Source organism: Pandoraea captiosa, assembly GCF_902459775.1.
GTDB classification, from domain to species: domain Bacteria; phylum Pseudomonadota; class Gammaproteobacteria; order Burkholderiales; family Burkholderiaceae; genus Pandoraea; species Pandoraea captiosa.
Map to the genome: position 1 here is coordinate 440,801 of NZ_CABPSQ010000001.1, position 20,451 is coordinate 461,251.

The window sequence follows — 20,451 nt, forward strand, 5'->3', positions numbered from 1 at the left end:
CTGGCTGGCCATTTTCGGTCATCAGAAGGTCGGTTTCCGACGACACGCGGCCGGTGCCTGGCGCCTTCGATGGCTGCTGCATCGGCGCCCTCAGGCGAGCGGTTCCGTCGTCAGCGCGCGGGTGAGGCCGTGCATGGGACGGCGCATCGCCACGTCGAACGGGTTGGTCTGAGGGCCGATCAGTTCGGCCTGACGCCGCAGCAACTCCACCACCATCGGCAGTCGATCCTGCGACAGGCGTGCGGCGAGCGTTCCCACGCTCAGTGCCGCCACGGCGTGGCCCATGCGGTCGAACACCGGGACAGCGACCCCGGCCATGCCGTCGAGCACGCCGCTGTTGCTCCCAGCGTAGCCCAGTTGACGCACTCGTTCGATTTCCGTGCGCAGATAGACTTCGTCGAGCACGCCGTAGCCACGCAACCGGGGCACATTGAAGCGAATGATCTCCTCGCGCTCGGCTTCGGGAAGAAACGCCAGGATCGCCAGACTACCCTGACCGACGCCCAGCGCCACGCGCCCGCCGATATCGCCGGTGAACGAGCGAATGGGGAATGGGCCTTCGCACATGTCGAGGCACACGGCATCGAAGCTGCTGCGCACCAGCAGGAAGATCGTGTCGCCAAGGCTCGCGCAAAGGCGCAACAACGACGGGCGGCACAACGTGCGCATGCCGCTGGGGTTGCCTGCCTGCGCGGCCATCGCGAAAAAATCGATACTCAGCCGGTACAGCTTGGACGTTTCGTCCTGCTCCACGACGTGCTCGGCGATGAGCGCATGAAGAATCCGGTGCACGGTCGCCTGACTCAGCCCAACGGCCTTGGCAATGTGGGTCACACGCTCGCCTTCGGGTTTGGCGGCGCCTAGGGCGCGGATCACGGCGAAGGTGCGCTGCAAAATGCCGGCGCCCGCAGATTCCGCAGGAGACGCTTCCTTCGCGCCGGGCGTGCCGAGTGAATCGGAGGTGTTCATCAGGGTCTCGAATATTCCGTCAAACGGAATACTAACGTAAGCCCCTGTGGCTTGAAAACTACCAATGCAGCGAAAAACCGGCAAAAACAACCAATAATCACCATAACTTAGGCATGACCTAGGGATTATCCCGAGACGCTGACGCGAAAGAAATGGGCTCGTGCGAGCGGCATATATTCCGTCAAACGAAATAATCTGAAAATTTATCTCATTTCATGGAATCGTTATCTTGCGACATGCAATTTGGCTCGCTACTGTTCGAGGCAATTGCATTTCATGTGGCGCATGCGTGCCCCAAAGGTAGTGACCATGTCTTTTCTGACTTTGACGGATGTTTCCAAGACGTTTGGCGAGCTCAATGCCGTCTCGAACGTCAATCTCTCGGTGGAGAAGGGCGAGTTCGTCTCGCTGCTCGGCCCGTCGGGCTGCGGCAAAACCACCACGTTGCAGATGATCGCGGGTTTCGTCGAAGCCACGACCGGGCGCATTACGCTCGACGGGCGCGACATTACCCACATGCGTCCGAACAAGCGCGGTCTGGGCATCGTGTTCCAGAGCTACGCGCTGTTCCCGCACATGACGGTGGCGGACAACGTTGGATTCGGCCTGGAAATGCGCGGCGTCGATAAGGCAGAACGCAAGGAGCGCATTCGCGAGGCGCTTGCGCTGGTGCGACTCGATGCCCTCGGCCATCGCTTCCCGCGTGAACTCTCCGGTGGCCAGCGTCAGCGTGTGGCCATCGCTCGTGCCGTGGTGATTGCACCGCCGGTGCTGCTCCTCGATGAACCGATGTCCAACCTCGACGCCAAACTGCGCGAGGACATGCAGTTCGAACTGCGCTCGATCCAGCGCAAGATCGGCACGACCACGATCATGGTGACGCACGATCAGTCCGAGGCCCTGTCGATCAGCGATCGGGTCGTGGTCATGGAAGCAGGGCGCATTACGCAGGTCGATACGCCGTACCGCGCCTACGAGCGTCCGGAAACCCCGTTTGTCTCGCAATTCATCGGCAAGGCCAACATGCTCGCGGGCCGGGTGGCCGCGCGCGATGCCGAGCATCTGCATATCGAACTGGGCGCGCAACTGACCCAACGCGCCGCGCTCACCGAACTCTCGCCGCGCGACCGCGCCATGGCCGTGGGCGATGCGATCACCATGTGCCTGCGCCCCGAAAAGGTCCGCCTTTGCGCCCCGTCGGCCGGTCGTCTGTCTGCCACTGTGACGAGCCGCTTCTTCCTCGGCAGCCAGTGGCTCTACCGCGTGGACAGCGCGCTGGGCGAAGTGCTCGTGTGCTGCCAGAACGAAGGCGGTGAGCCGCTGGACGAAGGCGCGCCGGTCGGCCTCGACTGGCATCCGGAAGCCGTGCGCTTCGTTGCGGCAGGAGCGTGCGCCAATGGCTGAGACGCTGCAAGTTCCGCACACCGACGCCGCGCCGGGTGCGCGCGCGCCGTGGCACGCCTATTTGCCGATGTGGGTGATGAGTGCGCCGGCCATGCTGCTGTTCGTGGCGCTGGTGCTCATTCCGCTGCTCATGACGCTCGCGCTCACGTTCTATCAATTCGATCCGGCGAGCGGCCCGATCGCGGCATTCCAGTTCGAGAACTACCGGGAAGTGCTGTTCGACTCGTACTTCCACACGATCTTTCTGCGCACCTTCGGCATCTCGCTCTCCGTCACCGTGATTTGCGCGGTCGTGGGGACGTTCGAGGCCTACGTGCTCTCGCGCATGGGCGATCCGTGGCGCTCGCTGTTCCTGCTGGTGATTCTCTCGCCGCTGCTCGTGTCCATCGTGGTCCGTGCGTTCGGCTGGAGCATGCTGATGAGCTCCGGCGGCCTGATCAATCAGGCGTTCGGGCTGATCGGCATGGGGCCGTACAAGATGGAGTACACGAACTTCGCCATCGTGGTGGCGCTGGCGCACGTGATGCTGCCGTTCATGGTGATTCCGGTGTGGACATCGCTCCAGCGCCTCGACCCGCAGACGGAAAACGCAGCGCTCTCGCTCATGGCGTCTCCGGCAACCACGCTGCGTCGCATTGTCCTGCCGCAACTGGTGCCCGGCATTCTGTCGGGCAGCCTGATGGTGTTCGGCCTGTCGGCGAGCGCCTTTGCGATTCCGAGTCTGCTGGGCGGGCGTCGTCTGAAGGTGGCTGCCACCGCGGTGTACGACCAGTTCCTCAGCTCACTGAACTGGCCGTTGGGCGCGACCATCGCCGTGCTGCTGCTCGTGGCCAACCTGATCGTGATGCTCACGTACTACCGCCTGCTCGATCGCCGCTATTCGCGAAGCATGGGCTAAGGCCACCGCAGAACAGAACTCACTCGCCATCATGCGTAAAAACAGTCCCCTGGCGCTCGCGTTCCACACGCTCGTCATTCTCTTCGTGCTCGCCCCGATGATCATCGTGGTGCTGGTCGCGTTCACGCCCGAGCAAACGCTCTCGCTGCCCACGCGCGGTATATCGCTGCGCTGGTTCCGTGCGATTCTCGACTACCCCGACTTCATCGCATCGTTCTTCACCAGTCTGAAGCTCGCATTCATTTCGGCCACGCTCTCGCTCGTGATCGCGTTGCCCGCCGCGCTGGCCATCGGCCGTTCGCGTTTCCCGGGACGCAATTTCCTCAACGGTCTGCTGCTCTCGCCGCTGGTGATCCCGGGGCTCGTGCTCGGCATTGCGCTGTTGCGCTTCTTCGCCATGCTCGGCGTGACCGGCTCGTTCGGCGCGCTGATCTTCGCGCACATGATCATCGTGACGCCGTTCATCATGCGTCTCGTGCTCGCCTCCATCAGCGGGCTCGACCGCAGTGTCGAGAACGCCGCCGCCTCGCTCGGCGCGGGGTCGTGGACGACGTTCCGTCGCGTGACCATGCCGATGATTCTGCCGGGCATCACCGGCGGCTGGTTGCTGGCGTTCATCAACAGCTTCGACGAACTGACGATGTCGGTCTTTCTGACGGCGCCGCAAACCGTCACGCTGCCGGTGCGCATGTACATGTACGCGACGGAATCGATCGATCCGATGATGGCGTCGGTCTCGGCGCTCGTCATTGCCGTGACGCTCGGCGCGATGCTGCTGCTCGACCGCATCTACGGCCTGAACCGCATTCTGATCGGCCAGCATTGAACGCGCGCACAACGACTCCTATGTCCAGTTCCTCCCAATACGCTTCACAGGACGCGCGCGCGCCCGGACAACCGGCGGCTCACGCGCAGCTCACACGCCTGAGCGAGACTGCACGCGCGCCGGTAACGTTCTACATCGACGGCGCGCCGGTCCAGGCGCTGGCCGGTGACACGGTGCTCACCGCGATCCTCACGCACCAGCGCCACGTGCGCATCAGCGAGTTCAGCGGCACGCCGCGCGCAGGCTTTTGCATGATTGGCGCGTGCCAGGACTGCTGGGTGCGTTGCGAGCCGACGACCGCGCTCGCCGGTGAAGATCGCGGCGACGCGCAACTCACGCGGTTGCGCGCGTGCTCGACCATCGTCCAGCCCGGCATGCGCGTCGTCACGCGCGCCGCCGACATCAACGAAATCCATGGAGGCCCGCATGGCTGAGCGCGCCCCGAGTCTGGTGAATCCGATGACGCCCGGGGATCTCAACGTGGTGATCGTCGGTGCGGGCCCTGCGGGCATTCGTGCCGCACAAACGCTTGTCGCGGCGGGCGTGCGCCCGATCGTGCTGGACGAGAATATGCGCTGGGGTGGTCAGATCTACCGTCAGCCACCGGAGAACGCCGGCTTCACGCGCAGCAAGCAAGCGCTTTACGGCTTCGAAGCCGCGAAGGCCGACGCGGTGCACAACGCAATGGCTGCGCTGTTGCCGCAGGTCGACTATCGACCCGAGACCCTCGTGTGGGCGTGCGATCCGAAGCGGCTGCATACCATGCACGGCGGGCGAGAAATACCGGTCGCGTTCAGTCATCTGATCATCGCGAGCGGCGCGACCGATCGCGTGTTGCCGTTGCCGGGCTGGACCCAGCCGGGTGTGTACACGTTGGGCGGTGCGCAGGTCGCGCTCAAAGCTCAGGGGTGTGCGATCGGTGAGCAGGTCGTGTTCGCGGGTACCGGACCGTTGCTGTATCTGGTGGCTTACCAATACGCCAAGGCGGGGGCCAACGTCGTGGCCGTGCTCGACACCAGCGCATTCGCCGCGCAGGCCAAGGCCGCCCCGCGACTGCTCAACCAACCGGCCACGTTCGCCAAGGGGCTTTACTACGTGGGATGGTTGCGGGCGCGAGGCGTGCGCATCGAGCACGGGGTGACGCTCGAAGGGATCGACGGCACGAACGGCGTGCGTGCGATCCGCTGGCAGCGCGCCGGTCGCCGGCACGCTCTCGAATGCAGTGCGGTGGGGCTCGGTTACGGCCTGCGTCCTGAAACGCAACTGGCCGATCTCGCTGGCTGCCGCTTCGTCTTCGACGACCTGAACCGTTGCTGGCTGCCCGAGCGCGATGCAGCCGGGCGCAGTTCGCAACCCGGCATCTATCTGGCGGGCGACGGTGCGGGGATTGCCGGTGCCGACGCCGCCGAACTCGCCGGTCGTCGCGCAGCGCTCGCCTTGCTCGAAGATATCGGCATCGCTTCGCCATGCGTGCCGGGCGCGCCCGACGCCGCGACCCTGGAGCGCAAGCTCGCGAGCATTCGGCGCTTTCGCGAGGGCATCGAGCAGGTTTTTGCCTTGCCCGAAGACCCCGCCGCGCGCTGGCCGGACGACATGCTCGTGTGCCGTTGCGAGGAAGTCAGCGCGCGCACGTTGCGCGAGTGCGTGCGCGTGGACGGCGTGACCGAGATCAATCGCCTCAAGGCGCTGACCCGGGTGGGTATGGGACGCTGTCAGGGGCGCATGTGCGGCGAAGCGGCTTGCCATGTGCTGGCCGACGCGAGCGGGCAGACGTTCGCGCAAGTGGGGCGTTTGCGTGCGCAGGCCCCGATCAAACCGATTCCGATTGCACCGATGCTGTTCGACGAAAACGTGGCGGCCATTCCCGACGAGGCCCGCGATGAGTAAGCCATTGCCGATGAGCAGGCCAATGCATTACGACGTTGTGGTCGCCGGGGGCGGACTCGTCGGTGCCTCCGCCGCGCGCGAGCTTGCCGCACGGGGGATGAAGGTGGCGTTGTTCGAACGACGCTACTGTGGGGCGCAGGCCAGTGGCGTCAACTACGGCGGCGTGCGTTGCCAGGGCCGCCCCGAGGCGCAACTGCCCCTCGCGATGCGTGCGCGCCGCGTGTGGGACCGTTTGCCGGAACTGATCGGCACCGACGGCGAATTCGTGCGCTCGGGCCATTTGCGTCTCGCGCGTCGCGAGAGCGATCTCGAACCGCTCGATGCGTGGGCCGCGATGGCCGCGAATTATGGTCTGTCCTCCACGGTATTTCGCGGCGCGCAATTCCGCGAGCGATTCCCGTGGCTCGGCCCGGGCGCGGTGGGCGGGTCGCTGTGCATGAGCGACGGGCATGCCAATCCGCGTCTCGTGTCGCCGGCCTTCGCCCGTGCGGCGCGCGCCCTCGGCGCGGACGTTCGCGAACGCACGCCGATCACGTCGATGGCGCACGACGGCGTGCGCTTCCAACTGACGGCACAGCCCGAGCAGGGCGACGCCATGCATGTGAGTTGCGACTGGTTGCTCAATACGTCCGGCGCGTGGGCGAACCACATCGCAGGCGCGTTCGGCGAGCGTGTGCCGATGCATGCCATCTACCCGAACATGTGGGTGACCGAGCCGCTGCCGATGTTCGTGGGCCATAGCCTCGGCGTCTACGGTGGCGGTGTCTACGCAAGACAAGTCGAGCGCGGCAACTGCGTGATCGGCGGCGGACGCGGCACGGGCGACGGCGAGTACGCCCAGCCCTCGGCCGAGACTACGCGCGCGGTCATGCGCGAGGCCTGTGCCTTGCTGCCGGCATTGCGCAATGCGCTGCTCATTCGCACCTGGAGCGGTGTGGAGGGTGAGACGCCCGACGACAACCCGATCATCGGCATGAGCCGCACGACACCGCGTCTGGTGCATGCCTTCGGTTTCTCGGGCGGCGGTTTCCTGCTGGCCCCCGGTGTCGGCGAAGTGCTGGCCGATCTTGTCACCCTCGGTGAGACGTCGACGCCGATCGATGCCTTTGCCGTCGACCGGTTCGCCAAGGTCGGCGTCGAGGCTTGAGAAACCGCTGTGCATCGCAAACGTTCAGAGTCCGTCCCACAACAACATTTCTATTCCCTGGAAACGCAAGGAGAACCACGATGAAGCTATCCGTTAAGGTCGTCATGTGCGCTGCGGCGCTGGCATTGGGCGCGAGCAGCGCGGCCTGGTCGCAGTCCAAAACGCTCTACATCGGCATGAATGGCGGCCCGATGGAAAAGGCTTACACGAGCCAGGTCTTTCCGGAGTTCGAGAAGGCCAACAATGTGAAGGTCGTGGTGGTGCCGGGCACGTCCTCGGACGTGCTGGCCAAGCTGCTTGCGAACCGTAACAGCCCGCAGATGCACGTCGTTTTCCTGGACGACGGCGTGATGGCGCGCGCGATCAGCATGGGCGTGTGTCAGAAGCTCGACGATTCGCCCGTGCTCAAGGAACTGATGCCGTCGGCGCGCGTGAAGGACGACATGGGCGCCGGTGTGCAGCTCGGCATGACCGGCATCGGCTACAACACCAAGCTCTTCAAGGAAAAGGGCTGGGCCGCGCCGACCTCGTGGACCGACTTCGCCGATCCCAAGTACAAGGGCAAGGTGGTGTTCCAGTCGGCGTCGAGCAGCACCTTCGGCCTGCATGGCTTCCTCGCACTGAACCGCATCTGGGGCGGCAGCGAGACGAACGTCGAGCCCGGCTTCACGAAGTGGGCTACGACCGTCGGACCGAACGTGGTCGAATACATCCCGAACTCGGCCAAGCTCTCGGAAATGATCCAGACCGGCGAAGCCGCGATCTTCCCGCTGACCCCGACGGCGGTGAGCGACCTTCAGGACAAGGGCATTCAGGTCGGTTACGTGGCCCCCAAGGAAGGCGCGGTGCAGTTGCTCGTCGACCTGTGCGTGGTGAAGAACAGCCCGGATAACGCCATGGCGCAGAAGCTCGCGCAGTATCTGCTGTCGGCCAAGGGGCAATCGCTGGCCGCCGCCGCCGGCGCCTATATCCCGACCAACCCGCAAGCGACGATTCCGCCGGCGATGCAAAAGCGTCTGGGCAAGCTCGACGATCTGACCCGTAACATCAAGACGGTCGACTGGGACGCCGTCAACCAGCGTCGCGCTCAGTGGGATCAGCGCTGGAACCGCCAGATCGAGCAGTAATCCGGAGATAGGGGCGCGCGCATGCATTGGTCATGCGCGACGCGCGCCTCTCGTCTCTTGAGCCGTCCCCATGAATAACGCCGGGCACCTCAGGGTGACCCGGCGTTTTCTTTGGCAAGACAGTTGCCGCATGGGCGGCACGGTATCGATGGAATGCAAGGCGTGCGAAGCGACGGTGCCCGGACGGTCTACATCACATCTGCCTGTGCGGCGAGGCCGTTGAAGGCGCCGATCAGTTGTGCGTGGTCCGCCGGCATGACGAACGCATGCAGGGCATGCGCCGGTTCGTCGAGCATGAGGTAGCCGAGGCTCCACGTCGAAAACGCGCCGGGATTGCGGGGCGTGCCGTCGAGCAGTACCTGGATCGCGTCATGATGACGTGACGCTTCGATGCGCTCGCGGGCATCCGACACGGCGCTGGCCGGACCTTCGATGTACTGATAGAAAGTGGCCCCGTCGTAGAGCAGCACGCCGGTCACACCGTGGGTCTCGTTGAACCCGCGGGAATGGACGATGATTTTCGAAAGCGCGAGCGGATCGAGGTCGGGCAAGGCACGGCTGATGTACGCGTAACACTCTGTCATTATTTTGTTAGGTCCCCATATCACTGTGCCCGCGCCGCGACACCGCCAGGGCAGTCGCGGGAAATTGGCGTCGACTTTGCGTCCACGCGCATTAGAATACCCCAAGTGCGATGCCCGGGAGCCTCACGCGCCATGCCGATCAACTATTTACGCGGTTTCACCCAGCCAGTGCGCACCGACGCCGCGAACCGACGTCTGGGCTGCTCGCTCGCCTTCGTGGCCGGCGCGGCGAACGCGGGCGGCTTTCTGGCTGTCGGACAGTACACGTCTCACATGTCGGGCATCGTCGCGTCGCTGTCCGACAATCTGGTCCTGGGCCAACTGGTACTCGTGCTCGCCGGGTTGAGCGCCTTGCTGGCGTTTCTGTTCGGCGCCGCCACGTCGGCCGTGCTGATTCACTGGGGACGGCGACACCATACGCACAGCGAATACGCGGCGCCGCTCATGTTCGAAGCGATTTTGTTGCTGAGCTTCGGCATGATGGGCGCCAATCTCGAAGGGCAGCGCTGGTTCTACGTACCCGCCACCGTTGGATTGCTGTGCTACGTGATGGGGTTGCAGAACGCCATCATTACGAAAATTTCACGTGCCGAGATCCGCACGACGCACGTCACCGGGCTGGTCACGGACATCGGCATCGAGCTGGGCAAGATGGGTTACTGGAACCGGCCCGGTGTGGCACAGGACCTCCCGCGCGTGGCGGGGGACCGGCAGAAGCTGCGACTGCTATGCGCGTTGCTGAGCATGTTCTTTCTGGGCGGGCTCACGGGGGCGCTGGGTTTCAAGCATCTCGGTTTCGTCTCGACGATTCCGCTTGCGGTCATCCTCGTCATGTTGGCCATCGTGCCGTTGCTCGACGATTTTTCGCACAGCGCGCGTAGTTCCCGTGATCCGCGCCATTGAGATCATTCACGCGCCTGAGGCCTCTCCACGCATTCACACGTCGGTATCCCTGTCAGGCCATTCGTTATGACCACACGTTTGGGTGTACCTCATTTTCGGAGTTGGATGACAAAGCGACTTCGCGCCTGCTTTGACCGGTTCGACGAACGCCCTTCGATGGTCGGCGTCATCGGCACGGCTGTCGCCGTGACGATGCTCGTTGGGGTGGCGCTGTTACTTCGGGCGGATCGTCAGGCGCGATATACGCATGCGCTGGAGCGCGCACAGAGTGTGGCGTCGGTGGTGGCGGCAAGTCTTGGCGGGAATATCGCCGTCTACGACGCGTTGCTCAGGGAGATGGTGCGCGATGCCGAGGATCCGACGACACCGCTATTTCCCGAGCGCGTGCGCGATCGGGTGCGCTTCGGACAGACGCTGAGCCGCGATTTTCTCGATGACGCGTATGTGGTCGACAAGCACGGGCGTATCGCGGCGCCGCTGGATCAGTCGCAGCGCCCCTCGGTCAATGTCGCCGACCGTGACTATTTCCGCTCACACGAATCCAGCCCGTCGCTGGGCCTTTATATCTCGCAGCCCTATGCGTCGCGCACGCACGGGGGCGTGCTGTCGGTGGCGCTCACACGGCGCATCGCCGCGCCCGATCGTTCGTTCGCCGGGGTGGCCGTGCTGGCATTGCGTCTGGACCATCTGAGCACACTGGTCAACGACGTGGATTCGGCCGATCTGCAATCCATCGACATCGTGGAAGAGAAGGGGACTGTGCTGGCCTGCGACCCATGCGCGGGTGCGCGGCCGGGCAAACTGGTGGCGTTGCCCGGCGAGGCGGCCAGACGCGGCGACCTGGCGACGGCGTTGTCGTTCCCTCTGGGCATGAGCGCAACGGATTATCGGTCGGTGCGGGTTCCGGGCGTTTCGATGTACGTGGTGGTGACGCCGTCGACCGACGTGCTCATGCGTGAGTGGTTGCGGCATACCGTGCTGTTCAGCGTCATTGCAGGCATCTGTGCGGCAACGCTCATTGTCGGCTCATGGCTGCTCGTGGCCGCGATGCGCGCGCGAGCGAATGCCACGGCGCGGCTCGCGAGCCTGACGGTGACCGACGGCCTCACGGGGCTGGCCAACCGTCGCGCGCTCGACGCCAAGCTTGCCGCGGAATGGCGGCGGGCGAAACGTTCCGGCTCGCCGTTGTCGATCCTGTTCGTCGACATCGACCACTTCAAGCATTTCAACGACGCTTACGGCCACGCAATCGGGGACGACGTGCTGCGTGCCGTCGCCAAGAATATCGGCGGTCATGTGCGGCGCGACAGCGACATGGCGGCGCGGTATGGCGGTGAGGAATTCGCGGTGATCCTGCCCGATACCGACGCGCACGCGACGGCCGTCATGGCAGAACAAGTGCGCCGCGACATCGAGCGTCTGCACATCGATCATGTCGACAGCGCCAATGGCATGGTGACCGTGAGCGTTGGCGCGGCGACGGGCGTCGCCAGCGAATGCGACAGCGCCGAGGCGATCCTGAAAGCGGCCGACGAACAGCTCTACGTCGCCAAGCAAAGCGGGCGGAATCGAATCAGCACGATTGTCCTTAGCGGGGCGGCCACGGCCCGTACGATGTCCGAAACGGTGTCGGGCGGCCGATAGCGGTGCGCAACGTTACGGTGCCAGCATGGCGGCCAACCGTAGCAACTCGCCCTGGCGATGGCACCCCGTCTTGCGCAAAATGGCCGATAGCTGGGTACGCAGCGTGCTTGTCCCCAGGTTCAGCACTTCACTGCATTCCCCAATGGTCAGGCCCGCCACGAGGTGGTGAAACAAGCGCGCTTCGGCGTGCGTCAGTGCGAAGTGCTCCCGAAGGGCGGTTTCCCCAGGCACGTTGAAGATACTGCGCCGCTCGATGCGCACGCCGACAGCGGCGCGCAGGCCGTGATTCATGGGCTTGCCCAAACCCCGCAACGTCAGCCGGTAAGCATGGCCCCAGGAGTCCGGCAAGACCAGCGACACCGATTCTCCGTTGGCGCTGACCTGCCGCAAGACAGCCTGCAAACGCGTTTGCCATTCGGGCTGGCGGTGCGTCAGGCGCCGTTGCACGAGCATCAGTTGGCTGTCGTGACTGCCGAGCAGTGTTTCGAGCCCCGGCGCGAACTCCAGCGCCCGACCATCGGGCGAGGCGATGAGAAAGCCCTCGCGTGCGGGGTCGAGCATCTGGCTTAGCGCATGAAGGCTGGCCCGCGTGCTCGCGCGGCGCGCCGCAAAGGCGGCGGAGAGCAGGCGCTCATACTCTGCGATGCGCGCGGCATGCGCGTAGCTGGGTTGCACGATGTGCATGCGCTGGATACTCAGCGCCGTGACGGCGTCGTCGTCATTGCAGATCACGACCCCGACCAACTGCTGGAGCTGATACGGGCGCATGAACTCGTTCCAGAATATGCGGTCGTTTTCGGATTCGTGTTCGAGCGCGACGTTCGAGTCGTACCAGGTTCCGGCAGGGGCGTGCCAGAAGCGTCGGGTGGCATCGTCGTACTGATAGAAGTGCTCCGCGTATTCCTCGATCAGACGCGCTTCGTGCCCGGATTGCTCGACGAAGCGGACCGAGCGGCTTTGCTTGTCGTGGCAGAGAAACGTGGCGGCGTCCGCACCGAGGAACTCGCGCGCGGTGTGTACGACGTCGAGCCAGTCTGCGTCCCCGGCCCCCACGGCCCGAACCGCGTCCGATGCTCGGCGAAAACTGACATCGTCCGACATGGGATCCCCCGTTATTGCTTTTTCTTCTCTTGAGCCTTCGGCTCTTTTTTGCGAAGTGTAGCAGAACGGGCTATTAAATCTGATAGCCAGCCGAGCGTCTGGGAGAGAGCGTCAACTGTGATTAATGCAGGGCGACAAGACGCCGGGCGACTGAGAGAATTCAGTCGTCCACACGGATATACGCACTTTGACAAGCCAAATGGGGGGCATCATGAACCGGATCAACGTCTTTGCCGCTTGCCTGTGCCTGACCGGCACCCTGGTATTCGGCCATGCCGGCGCTCAGTCGTACCTCGGTGCGGGCGACCTCGGCAGCATCCGGCAATCGAACCAAACGCCGGCAGTGAGCCCCTCGGTGGCGGCGCTCGGCGGCCAGAGCACCGCGGTGACCGACGCGCACAGCGCGAGCGCCAGCATCAACCGCACGGCTAGCGAGCGTAATGGCCCCGCCACCGGCCCGAGCGTTCAGGAAGTGCTCGCGCAGCGCCGGGCGCTCGACACGCGGGATCTGCAGCACCCGCGCCAGACCCGGACGTTCGACAGCATTCCCCGCCCGTCGCGCCCGGAGTAAGGTGTCATAGACAGGCGCCACAGACAGGTGCCACAGACAGGCGCCACCGGCCGCCGTTCGCGACTTGCGCGAGCCGGCTTCGCTCAGGCGCCTCACTCCGCCATCGCCGGGATCGCCCCTTCCTGAAAGAGAATGCGCGGGGCGTCCATCGTGCCGTCTTCCTCGTCGACCAGGACTTCGTAGGCGGCAATGCCCGCAAAGCCGGACGCCATCGACTGCGCGATGCGCACGGCGCCGAACTCCGTGCTCGCCTGACGCAGCTCGCCGGGTTGCAACACGCCGTCCTTGTTCTTGCGATACGGCACGACGATGAACTTGATGGATTTGGCGTCGCTCATGATCTCGCTCACGATGAAGTTGAATGCTTCGGAATGTAGCATGAGCACTGTATAAAAATACAGTATTTCTTAGCATTTTTTCGCCTAACAACATCTCGTAATGACGACATAACTAGTGAATATTCGTATATTCCTTCGCGTCTTGATAGCCTGCGGTTCTAATCGCGAATTGTTTCCCACCAACTCGCGGCCAAAATGACAGGTATTGAGAGCATCGAATGAATGCAGGCAATCTGATTTCGGCGAACCGACTCCAAGACGGTCTGGTCGTCTGGCTGGACCAGCAACATCACTGGGTGGACGATCTCACACAGGCACATGTGTTCGACGAGCACAGCCTCGATCAGGCCCAGGCCGCCGCCAAGGCCGCCGTTGCCGCCAATCTCGTCGTGGACCCCGTGCCGCGTCCTGCCGAAGTCGGCGACGCCGGTCCCGTGCCGGTCGACTTTCGCGAGCAACTTCGTTCACGCGGACCGTCGGTTCGTGAAGATCTCGGCAAGCAGGCGTCCGACGGCGCAGTGCAAGCCGCATTGGCCAATGCCCCGGCGCTGAGCGTTGCCCCGGAACATGCGGGCATCTATCGCTACGATCCGTCCGAGCGCGAGTACCTCAAAGACCGCGCGAAGGAATTCGGTCAGCAGGTAGCGCGACGTCTGAGTGGCGAACTGAGCGAAGACGACTTCAAGGTCTACCGTCTGATGAACGGTCTGTACCTGCAATTGCACGGCTACATGCTGCGGGTGGCGATTCCTTACGGTACGCTGAGCGCGGTTCAACTGCGTCAGCTCGCGTACGTCGCGAACCGTTACGACAAGGGGTACGGTCACTTCACCACGCGTCAGAACCTGCAATTCAACTGGCCGACGCTCGTCGATTCGCCGCAGATTCTGTCGGCGCTTGCCGACGTCGATCTGCATGCCATTCAGACCAGCGGCAACTGCATCCGTAATGTGACGACCGACCAGTTCGCCGGTGCCGCGAAGGACGAACTGCTCGACCCGCGCGTGTACGCCGAAATCCTGCGTCAATGGTCGACGGATCACCCCGAGTTCACCTATCTGCCGCGCAAGTTCAAGATCGCCATTACCGGCGCTCAGACGGACCGTGCTGCCGTGCGTTTCCATGACATCGGCATTCTGGCCCGTACCAACGACCAGGGCGAAGTCGGCTTCCAGATCTATGCGGGCGGCGGTCTGGGCCGCACGCCGATCGTCGGCACGCTCGTGCGCGAGTGGTTGCCCGAGGCCGACCTGCTGCGCTTCGTCGAGGCGATTCTGCGCGTGTACAACGCACTGGGTCGTCGCGACAACATCTACAAGGCGCGCATCAAGATCCTCATCAAGGAAATGCAGCCGGCGAAGTTCATCGAGATGATCGAGGAAGAGTTCGCACGCATCGCACAAACGCATCGCCCCCTGGCGCAAGACGTCGTCAAGGCCATTGGCGAGCGTTTCGTCGTCCCCGAGTTTGCGACGCTGCCGGCCGAGTCAAGCGCGTTCACGCAGGCATACGAGAGCGATATCGACTTCAAGCACTGGGTCGACACGTGCACGCACGAACACAAGGTGCCGGGCTACATCAGCGCGGTCGTCTCGCTCAAACCCTCGGGCGGTATTCCGGGTGACGCGAGTGCGCAGGAGATGCTGGTGCTGGCCGATCTGGCCGACGAATACTCGTTCAGCGAACTGCGTGTCACGCACGAACAGAACCTTGTGCTGCCGCACGTGCAGCGCGACGCGTTGTATGCGCTGTGGAAGCAACTGCGCTCGGCAGGCCTGGCGACACCGAACATCGGCCTGATTTCCGACGCCATCGCGTGCCCCGGTCTCGACTACTGCGCGCTCGCGAATGCGCGTTCGGTGCCGGTCGCACAACGCATCGCACTGCGCTTTACCGAAGAACAGCAGCGCGACATCGGACCGGTGACGCTTAACGTGTCGGGTTGCATCAACGCTTGCGCGCATCACCACGTGGCGCACATCGGCATTCTCGGCGTGGACAAGGCGGGCAAGGAAAACTATCAGATCACGCTGGGTGGCTCCGCGGACGACAATGCGGCCGTGGGCAAGATTCTCGGCCCGGGTGTCTCATACGAAGCCGTACCGCAAGTGATCGAGAACATCCTCCAGCGCTATCTGAAACTGCGCAACGAAGGTGAGCGTTTCATCGACACGCTCGGACGTGTCGGTGCCGAAGCATTCAAGGGAGCTTTGCATGTTGATTGATCGTAACGGATTGCCGGCCGACGATACCTGGACTTATCTCGCCGCGGACGCCCAGATCCCGGCCGATGCCGCGAACGACGCCCGCCACGACACCGTGCTGCCGTTGGACGCATGGCTCGCCGCGAACGAGCGGGGCGTGGCGCCTGCGGGCATTCGCGTGCAGGGGCACGACGATCCGGCACGCATCGCGGCGCTGTTGCCGCAGCTCGAACTGGTGGTGATCGAATTCCCGAAGACGCGCGACGGGCGCGGCTTCACGCTCGCCAAGGTCCTGCGTGAGAAGTGGAATTTCCAGGGCGCTATCCGGGCAGCGGGGCCGTTGCTGCCGGACCAGCTGGCCATGTTGTGGGCGTGCGGCTTCGACAGCCTGCTCTCGCCGTCGGAAGTGCCGACGGCACGCTGGCGCGAGGCGGCGCTCGCCGCACAGGCGCGTGCCGGGCGTCCGCGCACGTTGCTCGCACGTCTGACGGCTTAATGACCTGATGGCCTGACATGGCGGCGGCAAGTCGCCGTGCCGGCCGCTCGCAAGCTGCGCCAGGCCATATTGCAGGCCATCCAGGAGGCACGAACCGGTTCGCCGGGTTCGTGCCTTTTTCTTTGGTGCATGGCGATCCCAATCCCCAATCCCCCATCCCGATTCAACGGCAATCCGCAGCATTCGGCACGCGCAACGATGCTGTATGAAAAAACAGTCTTTTAAAGCTGCGAACTTACCCTATCTTTTTGTTGGCGACACGGTCGGGCGTTGGTTTTCTTGCGCCCGTTTTTCATGGATTTATGCAAATTGCGGTGCCGGACAGGGGCCCTGAACGTTGGAGAATTGGCCCGACGGCACGAAGTACGCGAGGAGTGATTTCAGATGCCGGTGGTCAGGTCGTTCTCTTATAAAGGTTTCCGAATCGTATGTACGGTCATGCCAGCCCCCGATGGTAAAGTCCGTGGCGTGGCAGAGATATTGAAGGTGGCGGACGGGCTGGGGCGGGATCAACCCGTGAGCCAGGTGGGCGGCGCCATTTTCCATGAGGAGAGGGATGCCCTGGAGTCCATCGGTACCCTGGCAAGGGACTGGGTGGATGGCCGGTGGTAATCGATGACCTTCGAGACGCAGCGTCGTTTGTTGACACAGGAAAGCTATGAAGACTGTCGCGGTTCAGGCAAACCTCGATGAGACGGTGGATCTCGTCCGGAAATTCGCTCACGACGAGTTCGCGCGCGCCATCGGCGTGGAGACGCCTTCGGAGCAGGACGTGCGCGGGTTCATTCTCGACCGCTTGCGTTCCATGCGGCTACAGGCCCCCGCTTCCGGCGAAGACCCCGTGGTGCAGCGCGTATTCGATTGCGTCTACGTGCTGCCGGTCAGAACGCGCGTGGAAGGCATGAATGTCGTCGAGGCGCGCCTCGTCGTCATGCCGGACGCCCGCTACACGATGAAGGTCTATATCCCGGTGTCCGATTAAGTCTCGGGTTCGTCTGTCGGCGCCGGGGCATTGCCGGTATCCAGCCCCTCCGACGATGGGCGTAGCGGCGGATCCGAGGGGCGCTGCCCGCGTGGCTTCGTTCTGGACTTCCTGACGGCTTCGGTGTCGTCTCCCGTCGTTGAAATGCCATCCGACAGTGGTTCGGGGGCAACAGGCGATATCGGTGGCGCCGACGCTTCGTGCGACGGCCAGTAGCCGTTGCCGACGCGCCCGTGATGCGTGCCGATCGTCTCTTCGTCTCCATCTTCGTGCAGCAGCCGATACGCCAGGCGCTCCTCTTTCGTCGGGAGCCTGTCGAACTCGTCGGGCGTACCGAGCGTGTCTTCGCGCGTGTCCTGATCGGTCTGGTCGTTCTCCGGCTTGGTTGCCACGGCTTGCTCCTTGGATGTCGCGAACTAGGGGAAGGCGTCATGCTCCCCTCGCCGTAAGCAAGTTTCCTTCCTTCATCGGCCTTCGCGCCGTCGCCGCCCCGACGCCTCTCCTGCGCAGCACACAACGTCGTGCGGTCGCCCTTTCTACAGAATCGTGCAGTTTTTCCATCGCGAGCGTTCCTGTGCGCGTCCCCGGCGGGGCGGCGGTCGTGGCACGGCAATTGCGTCGCAGACGTGGCGCGACCGTTGCGCACGAGTTGCTTCGAATCGCTCACGAGGAGAGGGTATGGAAAGCTTGACGAACTTGCTGGACGCCAAAGGCACGCCGCTCGACAGACAGCGGTTCACGTGGAAAGAGATGGTCGGCAAGCCGATCAGCAAACTCGACGACGACGCTTTCACGCGCGTGCGCGTCATTCTGATGAATGGCGTGGAGAGCGACGCACTGCGCCTGAAGCACATTCTCTCGCGCATGTGCGGCGAACTTCGACTCCCGCTGGCTCAGGTCAGGCGTGTGGAGCAGCATCAGGCGACCATGGTCAACTGGCTGCTCTCTGCCGACCATTCGCCGATCGAGACCACCATTGCCTATGAGCAGGTGGCGGTGGAGGTGACCGCTGCCGTCGCGCAAGCCGAACCCGATCCGTATCAGGCGCAGACCTATCGCTTCGGGTTACTGGAAGATTTCGATCACCTCTACCGATATTCGGCGCTGCTCGATCGCGTGGAAGGCAAAGATGCCAACAACATCCTCCAGGGCTATACCGACATCGTGCCGGGCCGACCTACACGCGTTGAGCACCGCGCACCGCAGGACGACATTCGTCGCCCGTACGACCGCAAACAGGCCGCGCTGATCACAAAAATCCATGCGGCGATGCTCACGGGCGCCGAGTACCAGACACATGACTACTACATGACGATCGGGCCGACATTTGCCGACCCGGTCGCGCGTGCGCTCTACGCCGAGATCGCGTCCATCGAGGAGCAGCACGTGACCCAGTACGGCTGTCTGTCGGATCCGCACGAGTCTCCGCTCGAGAAATGGCTCGTCCACGAGGCGATGGAGGCGTACGCCTATTACAGCTGCGTGGTTCACGAGCCCAATGCGCGCATCAAAGCGATCTGGGAGCGCTTCCTCGATTACGAGCTGGGGCATCTGAATCTCGTGTGCGAATTGTTCAAGCAACACGAGCGGCGTGATCCGGCGGAAGTCCTTGTCGGTCCGCTGCCCAAGCCCGTGGACATGCGCAGTCAGCGCGACTTCGTGCGGAGCGTGTTGCACGCGGAAGTGCAGATGGGGGCGAAGGGCAGCGAGTATGTCCCGTCGACAGACGCATCGGAAGCGTCTCGCGCCTATCGCGATGGACTGAACGCCGAAGGGTCGCCGACCGATACGGTGGCCGCTGGCTATCAATGGGCGCCCGGCACCGAACTCAGTGTGAAAGCTGAGTGATGTGACGACGCGACCGTCATTTCCCCACAAGACTTCCAGGACCTCCAGGACCTCCAGGATATTGAGATGAGCCTTCCCAACCGTGAGAACGTCAATCGAACCGGGTTTCTGTTCAACCCTGTCGACGGCCGCAAGTTGCGAGATTTCGCAGAAGCCCAACCACCGGATCCCGATGCGTCACCGTCATCGATTGCCGACATGCGCGCCACATGTGCCGCCGAGGCGGACGCGATCGGGTCGATACCGACGGATGGCATCTCGGGTATGCGGCCTGCAGGCACATCGACGAGCGTCACGGCGACCGCTGCGTCACCGATGTTCCTCGACCGCCTCGGAGAGCGACTTGCTTTCGAGCGCAGCGGCGTGCGCCTGTACGAAGCCCTGATCAGTAAAGTCGAAAACTGCGGTGACGACTATGGGCCAATGCAGGCGCGGCTCGCGCACTTCCGGGCTGAGGAGGCGGCGCATTTCGCGATGCTCGCCGATTGCATTCACCAACTCGGGGCCGATCCCACGGCGCAGACCCCAGCGGCTGATGTCTGCGGTGTCATGAGCATGGGGTTCATCCAGGTCTTGTCGGACCCGCGTACCGACGTTCCTCAGGCGCTCACGGCGCTGGTTGCCGTCGAGGCCGCAGATCAATGCGGCTGGGAATTGCTCATCGAGATGGCAAACGCGGAAGGGGTGCCCGAGATGGCGCAGGCATTTGGCGAGGCGCTGAAGCAGGAAAACGAGCATCTGAGCAGCGTCAAGCAATGGCTTTCCGAGATCGCGGCGGCTGGCGTGTGAGCCGTATGCCGTATCACGGGAGGGATTTGCGGACTTGCCGATTTTCAACGCAAACGGAGAGGTACATGAACGAATCACTTGACCACCTGATCGACTGGCTTCGGGACGCATATGCGATGGAGAAGCACGCCGAAACCATGTTGAAAGCACAGGCGTCGCGGCTTGAGCATTACCCCGAGCTCAAGGTGCGAATCGAGCAGCACATCGAGGAGACCGTCGACCAGCAGAAATTGCTGGAGACCTGCCTTGATGGGCTGGGTAGCAGTCCATCCACGATGAAAGACCTCACCGCCCGTGTGGGCGCATTCGGGCAGGCGCTCGGTGGTGGTCTTGCGTCTGACGAAGTGGTCAAGGGCGCGATGGCGGGCTATGTCTTCGAGAACATCGAAATTGCGGCGTATACGACGCTCATCGCAGCGGCCAGGCAATGCGGACGTGACGACGTGCGCAAGACGTGCGAAATGATCTTGCCGCAGGAGATCGAGATGGCGCGCTGGTTGCTTGCTCACCTTCCGCAAGTGACGCAGACCTATCTGGCCCGCGACGCAGTCGACGACGACACGGCAAAGCGCTGAACAGCCGCGACACCGGGCCCGGGACGGTCGATCTTGCATAGGGCAAGTCGATCACCACAAGCGTTCCCTCTTGTTCCCTCTTTGCCGCAGCATCGTCTGCGGCTTTTTTTGTTTTGCCGGGGGCGTCCGTTTCATCCGGAGCGGAAGACGACATTGCG

20 protein-coding genes and 2 pseudogenes are annotated in these 20,451 nt (G+C 63.5%); 17 read left to right on the plus strand and 5 right to left on the minus strand.

Going from position 1 to position 20,451, the window contains the following annotated elements:
* Positions 1–90: 90 nt before the first annotated feature.
* On the minus strand, positions 91–969 hold the full coding sequence (locus PCA31118_RS01975; RefSeq protein WP_150622469.1) for an IclR family transcriptional regulator: 879 nt from the start codon (positions 967–969) through the stop codon (positions 91–93).
* A gap of 309 nt (positions 970–1,278) precedes the next feature.
* On the opposite strand from PCA31118_RS01975, the pseudogene PCA31118_RS01980 reads away from it, so the two are divergent.
* The 8 genes and pseudogenes from PCA31118_RS01980 to PCA31118_RS02010 form a co-directional block, all read left to right on the plus strand.
* Positions 1,279–2,005 (plus strand): annotated as a pseudogene (locus tag PCA31118_RS01980) (ABC transporter ATP-binding protein); the annotation flags it as partial.
* A gap of 92 nt (positions 2,006–2,097) precedes the next feature.
* Positions 2,098–2,373, plus strand: a pseudogene (locus tag PCA31118_RS27575) (TOBE domain-containing protein); the annotation flags it as partial.
* Complete coding sequence (locus tag PCA31118_RS01985) at positions 2,366–3,271, plus strand: ABC transporter permease (protein WP_150622473.1); 906 nt, start codon at positions 2,366–2,368, stop codon at positions 3,269–3,271. The pseudogene PCA31118_RS27575 and the gene PCA31118_RS01985, both read left to right, overlap by 8 nt.
* 31 nt (positions 3,272–3,302) lie before the next feature.
* Positions 3,303–4,097: an ABC transporter permease gene (locus PCA31118_RS01990; protein ID WP_150622475.1), complete on the plus strand. Its 795-nt coding sequence runs from the start codon at positions 3,303–3,305 to the stop codon at positions 4,095–4,097.
* 20 nt (positions 4,098–4,117) lie between these two features.
* On the plus strand, positions 4,118–4,531 hold the full coding sequence (locus tag PCA31118_RS01995) for a (2Fe-2S)-binding protein (RefSeq protein WP_150622477.1): 414 nt from the start codon (positions 4,118–4,120) through the stop codon (positions 4,529–4,531).
* Positions 4,524–5,984 carry an FAD/NAD(P)-dependent oxidoreductase gene (locus PCA31118_RS02000; protein ID WP_246190013.1) on the plus strand — a complete coding sequence of 487 codons (1,461 nt, stop codon included), beginning with the start codon at positions 4,524–4,526 and terminating at the stop codon, positions 5,982–5,984. Before PCA31118_RS01995 ends, PCA31118_RS02000 begins: the two co-directional genes overlap by 8 nt.
* Positions 5,985–5,994: 10 nt before the next feature.
* On the plus strand, positions 5,995–7,131 hold the full coding sequence (locus tag PCA31118_RS02005; RefSeq protein ID WP_150623658.1) for an NAD(P)/FAD-dependent oxidoreductase: 1,137 nt from the start codon (positions 5,995–5,997) through the stop codon (positions 7,129–7,131).
* An 80-nt stretch (positions 7,132–7,211) separates the two neighbouring features.
* Entirely contained in the window at positions 7,212–8,258 is a 1,047-nt protein-coding gene (locus tag PCA31118_RS02010; RefSeq protein ID WP_044456129.1) for an ABC transporter substrate-binding protein, read from the plus strand.
* A 188-nt stretch (positions 8,259–8,446) separates the two neighbouring features.
* On the opposite strand, the gene PCA31118_RS02015 is transcribed toward PCA31118_RS02010, so the two are convergent.
* On the minus strand, positions 8,447–8,842 hold the full coding sequence (locus PCA31118_RS02015) for a BLUF domain-containing protein (protein WP_150622479.1): 396 nt from the start codon (positions 8,840–8,842) through the stop codon (positions 8,447–8,449).
* Between the two features lie 132 nt (positions 8,843–8,974).
* On the opposite strand from PCA31118_RS02015, the gene PCA31118_RS02020 reads away from it, so the two are divergent.
* Together PCA31118_RS02020 and PCA31118_RS02025 are read left to right on the plus strand one after the other, a co-directional pair.
* On the plus strand, positions 8,975–9,745 hold the full coding sequence (locus tag PCA31118_RS02020; RefSeq protein ID WP_150622481.1) for a YoaK family protein: 771 nt from the start codon (positions 8,975–8,977) through the stop codon (positions 9,743–9,745).
* A gap of 105 nt (positions 9,746–9,850) precedes the next feature.
* A complete protein-coding gene (locus PCA31118_RS02025; RefSeq protein ID WP_174990298.1) occupies positions 9,851–11,389 on the plus strand; it encodes a GGDEF domain-containing protein in 1,539 nt (512 codons plus the stop codon).
* 12 nt (positions 11,390–11,401) lie between these two features.
* Here PCA31118_RS02025 and PCA31118_RS02030 read toward each other — a convergent pair whose 3' ends face one another.
* A complete protein-coding gene (locus PCA31118_RS02030) occupies positions 11,402–12,490 on the minus strand; it encodes a helix-turn-helix transcriptional regulator (RefSeq protein WP_150622485.1) in 1,089 nt (362 codons plus the stop codon).
* Positions 12,491–12,701: 211 nt separating this feature from the next.
* On the opposite strand from PCA31118_RS02030, the gene PCA31118_RS02035 reads away from it, so the two are divergent.
* Positions 12,702–13,061 (plus strand): hypothetical protein, encoded by a 360-nt coding sequence (locus PCA31118_RS02035; RefSeq protein ID WP_150622487.1) that lies wholly within the window; start codon positions 12,702–12,704, stop codon positions 13,059–13,061.
* Positions 13,062–13,153: 92 nt separating this feature from the next.
* On the opposite strand, the gene PCA31118_RS02040 is transcribed toward PCA31118_RS02035, so the two are convergent.
* Complete coding sequence (locus PCA31118_RS02040; protein ID WP_010806015.1) at positions 13,154–13,399, minus strand: hypothetical protein; 246 nt, start codon at positions 13,397–13,399, stop codon at positions 13,154–13,156.
* A gap of 218 nt (positions 13,400–13,617) precedes the next feature.
* Between PCA31118_RS02040 and PCA31118_RS02045 the strand changes: the two genes are divergently transcribed.
* From PCA31118_RS02045 to PCA31118_RS02055, 3 genes are all read left to right on the plus strand, one after another.
* A complete protein-coding gene (locus PCA31118_RS02045; protein WP_150622489.1) occupies positions 13,618–15,624 on the plus strand; it encodes a DUF2849 domain-containing protein in 2,007 nt (668 codons plus the stop codon).
* Complete coding sequence (locus PCA31118_RS02050) at positions 15,614–16,099, plus strand: DUF934 domain-containing protein (protein WP_150622491.1); 486 nt, start codon at positions 15,614–15,616, stop codon at positions 16,097–16,099. Before PCA31118_RS02045 ends, PCA31118_RS02050 begins: the two co-directional genes overlap by 11 nt.
* Before the next feature lie 658 nt (positions 16,100–16,757).
* Complete coding sequence (locus PCA31118_RS02055) at positions 16,758–17,081, plus strand: hypothetical protein (RefSeq protein WP_150622493.1); 324 nt, start codon at positions 16,758–16,760, stop codon at positions 17,079–17,081.
* Here the strand turns inward: PCA31118_RS02055 and PCA31118_RS02060 are convergent.
* Positions 17,078–17,473, minus strand: a complete 396-nt coding sequence (locus tag PCA31118_RS02060) for a hypothetical protein (RefSeq protein WP_150622495.1) — start codon at positions 17,471–17,473, stop codon at positions 17,078–17,080. The two genes, PCA31118_RS02055 and PCA31118_RS02060, sit on opposite strands and share 4 nt — an antisense overlap.
* A 286-nt stretch (positions 17,474–17,759) precedes the next feature.
* Between PCA31118_RS02060 and PCA31118_RS02065 the strand changes: the two genes are divergently transcribed.
* The 3 genes from PCA31118_RS02065 (at position 17,760) to PCA31118_RS02075 (ending at position 20,293) form a co-directional block, all read left to right on the plus strand.
* Positions 17,760–18,929 (plus strand): hypothetical protein, encoded by a 1,170-nt coding sequence (locus tag PCA31118_RS02065; protein WP_150622497.1) that lies wholly within the window; start codon positions 17,760–17,762, stop codon positions 18,927–18,929.
* Positions 18,930–18,995: 66 nt separating this feature from the next.
* Positions 18,996–19,718 carry a DUF892 family protein gene (locus tag PCA31118_RS02070; protein WP_150622499.1) on the plus strand — a complete coding sequence of 241 codons (723 nt, stop codon included), beginning with the start codon at positions 18,996–18,998 and terminating at the stop codon, positions 19,716–19,718.
* Between the two features lie 65 nt (positions 19,719–19,783).
* Positions 19,784–20,293, plus strand: a complete 510-nt coding sequence (locus tag PCA31118_RS02075) for a ferritin-like domain-containing protein (RefSeq protein WP_150622501.1) — start codon at positions 19,784–19,786, stop codon at positions 20,291–20,293.
* The last annotated feature ends 158 nt before the right edge of the window (positions 20,294–20,451 follow it).

Bases quoted from the DNA above. Each gene is read 5' to 3' on its own strand.
- PCA31118_RS01975 (WP_150622469.1), bottom strand. From the start codon at position 969: ATGAACACCTCCGATTCACTCGGCACGCCCGGCGCGAAGGAAGCGTCT.
- PCA31118_RS01985 (WP_150622473.1), top strand. From the start codon at position 2,366: ATGGCTGAGACGCTGCAAGTTCCGCACACCGACGCCGCGCCGGGTGCG.
- PCA31118_RS01990 (WP_150622475.1), top strand. From the start codon at position 3,303: ATGCGTAAAAACAGTCCCCTGGCGCTCGCGTTCCACACGCTCGTCATT.
- PCA31118_RS01995 (WP_150622477.1), top strand. From the start codon at position 4,118: ATGTCCAGTTCCTCCCAATACGCTTCACAGGACGCGCGCGCGCCCGGA.
- PCA31118_RS02000 (WP_246190013.1), top strand. From the start codon at position 4,524: ATGGCTGAGCGCGCCCCGAGTCTGGTGAATCCGATGACGCCCGGGGAT.
- PCA31118_RS02005 (WP_150623658.1), top strand. From the start codon at position 5,995: ATGAGCAGGCCAATGCATTACGACGTTGTGGTCGCCGGGGGCGGACTC.
- PCA31118_RS02010 (WP_044456129.1), top strand. From the start codon at position 7,212: ATGAAGCTATCCGTTAAGGTCGTCATGTGCGCTGCGGCGCTGGCATTG.
- PCA31118_RS02015 (WP_150622479.1), bottom strand. From the start codon at position 8,842: ATGACAGAGTGTTACGCGTACATCAGCCGTGCCTTGCCCGACCTCGAT.
- PCA31118_RS02020 (WP_150622481.1), top strand. From the start codon at position 8,975: ATGCCGATCAACTATTTACGCGGTTTCACCCAGCCAGTGCGCACCGAC.
- PCA31118_RS02025 (WP_174990298.1), top strand. From the start codon at position 9,851: ATGACAAAGCGACTTCGCGCCTGCTTTGACCGGTTCGACGAACGCCCT.
- PCA31118_RS02030 (WP_150622485.1), bottom strand. From the start codon at position 12,490: ATGTCGGACGATGTCAGTTTTCGCCGAGCATCGGACGCGGTTCGGGCC.
- PCA31118_RS02035 (WP_150622487.1), top strand. From the start codon at position 12,702: ATGAACCGGATCAACGTCTTTGCCGCTTGCCTGTGCCTGACCGGCACC.
- PCA31118_RS02040 (WP_010806015.1), bottom strand. From the start codon at position 13,399: ATGAGCGACGCCAAATCCATCAAGTTCATCGTCGTGCCGTATCGCAAG.
- PCA31118_RS02045 (WP_150622489.1), top strand. From the start codon at position 13,618: ATGAATGCAGGCAATCTGATTTCGGCGAACCGACTCCAAGACGGTCTG.
- PCA31118_RS02050 (WP_150622491.1), top strand. From the start codon at position 15,614: ATGTTGATTGATCGTAACGGATTGCCGGCCGACGATACCTGGACTTAT.
- PCA31118_RS02055 (WP_150622493.1), top strand. From the start codon at position 16,758: ATGAAGACTGTCGCGGTTCAGGCAAACCTCGATGAGACGGTGGATCTC.
- PCA31118_RS02065 (WP_150622497.1), top strand. From the start codon at position 17,760: ATGGAAAGCTTGACGAACTTGCTGGACGCCAAAGGCACGCCGCTCGAC.
- PCA31118_RS02070 (WP_150622499.1), top strand. From the start codon at position 18,996: ATGAGCCTTCCCAACCGTGAGAACGTCAATCGAACCGGGTTTCTGTTC.
- PCA31118_RS02075 (WP_150622501.1), top strand. From the start codon at position 19,784: ATGAACGAATCACTTGACCACCTGATCGACTGGCTTCGGGACGCATAT.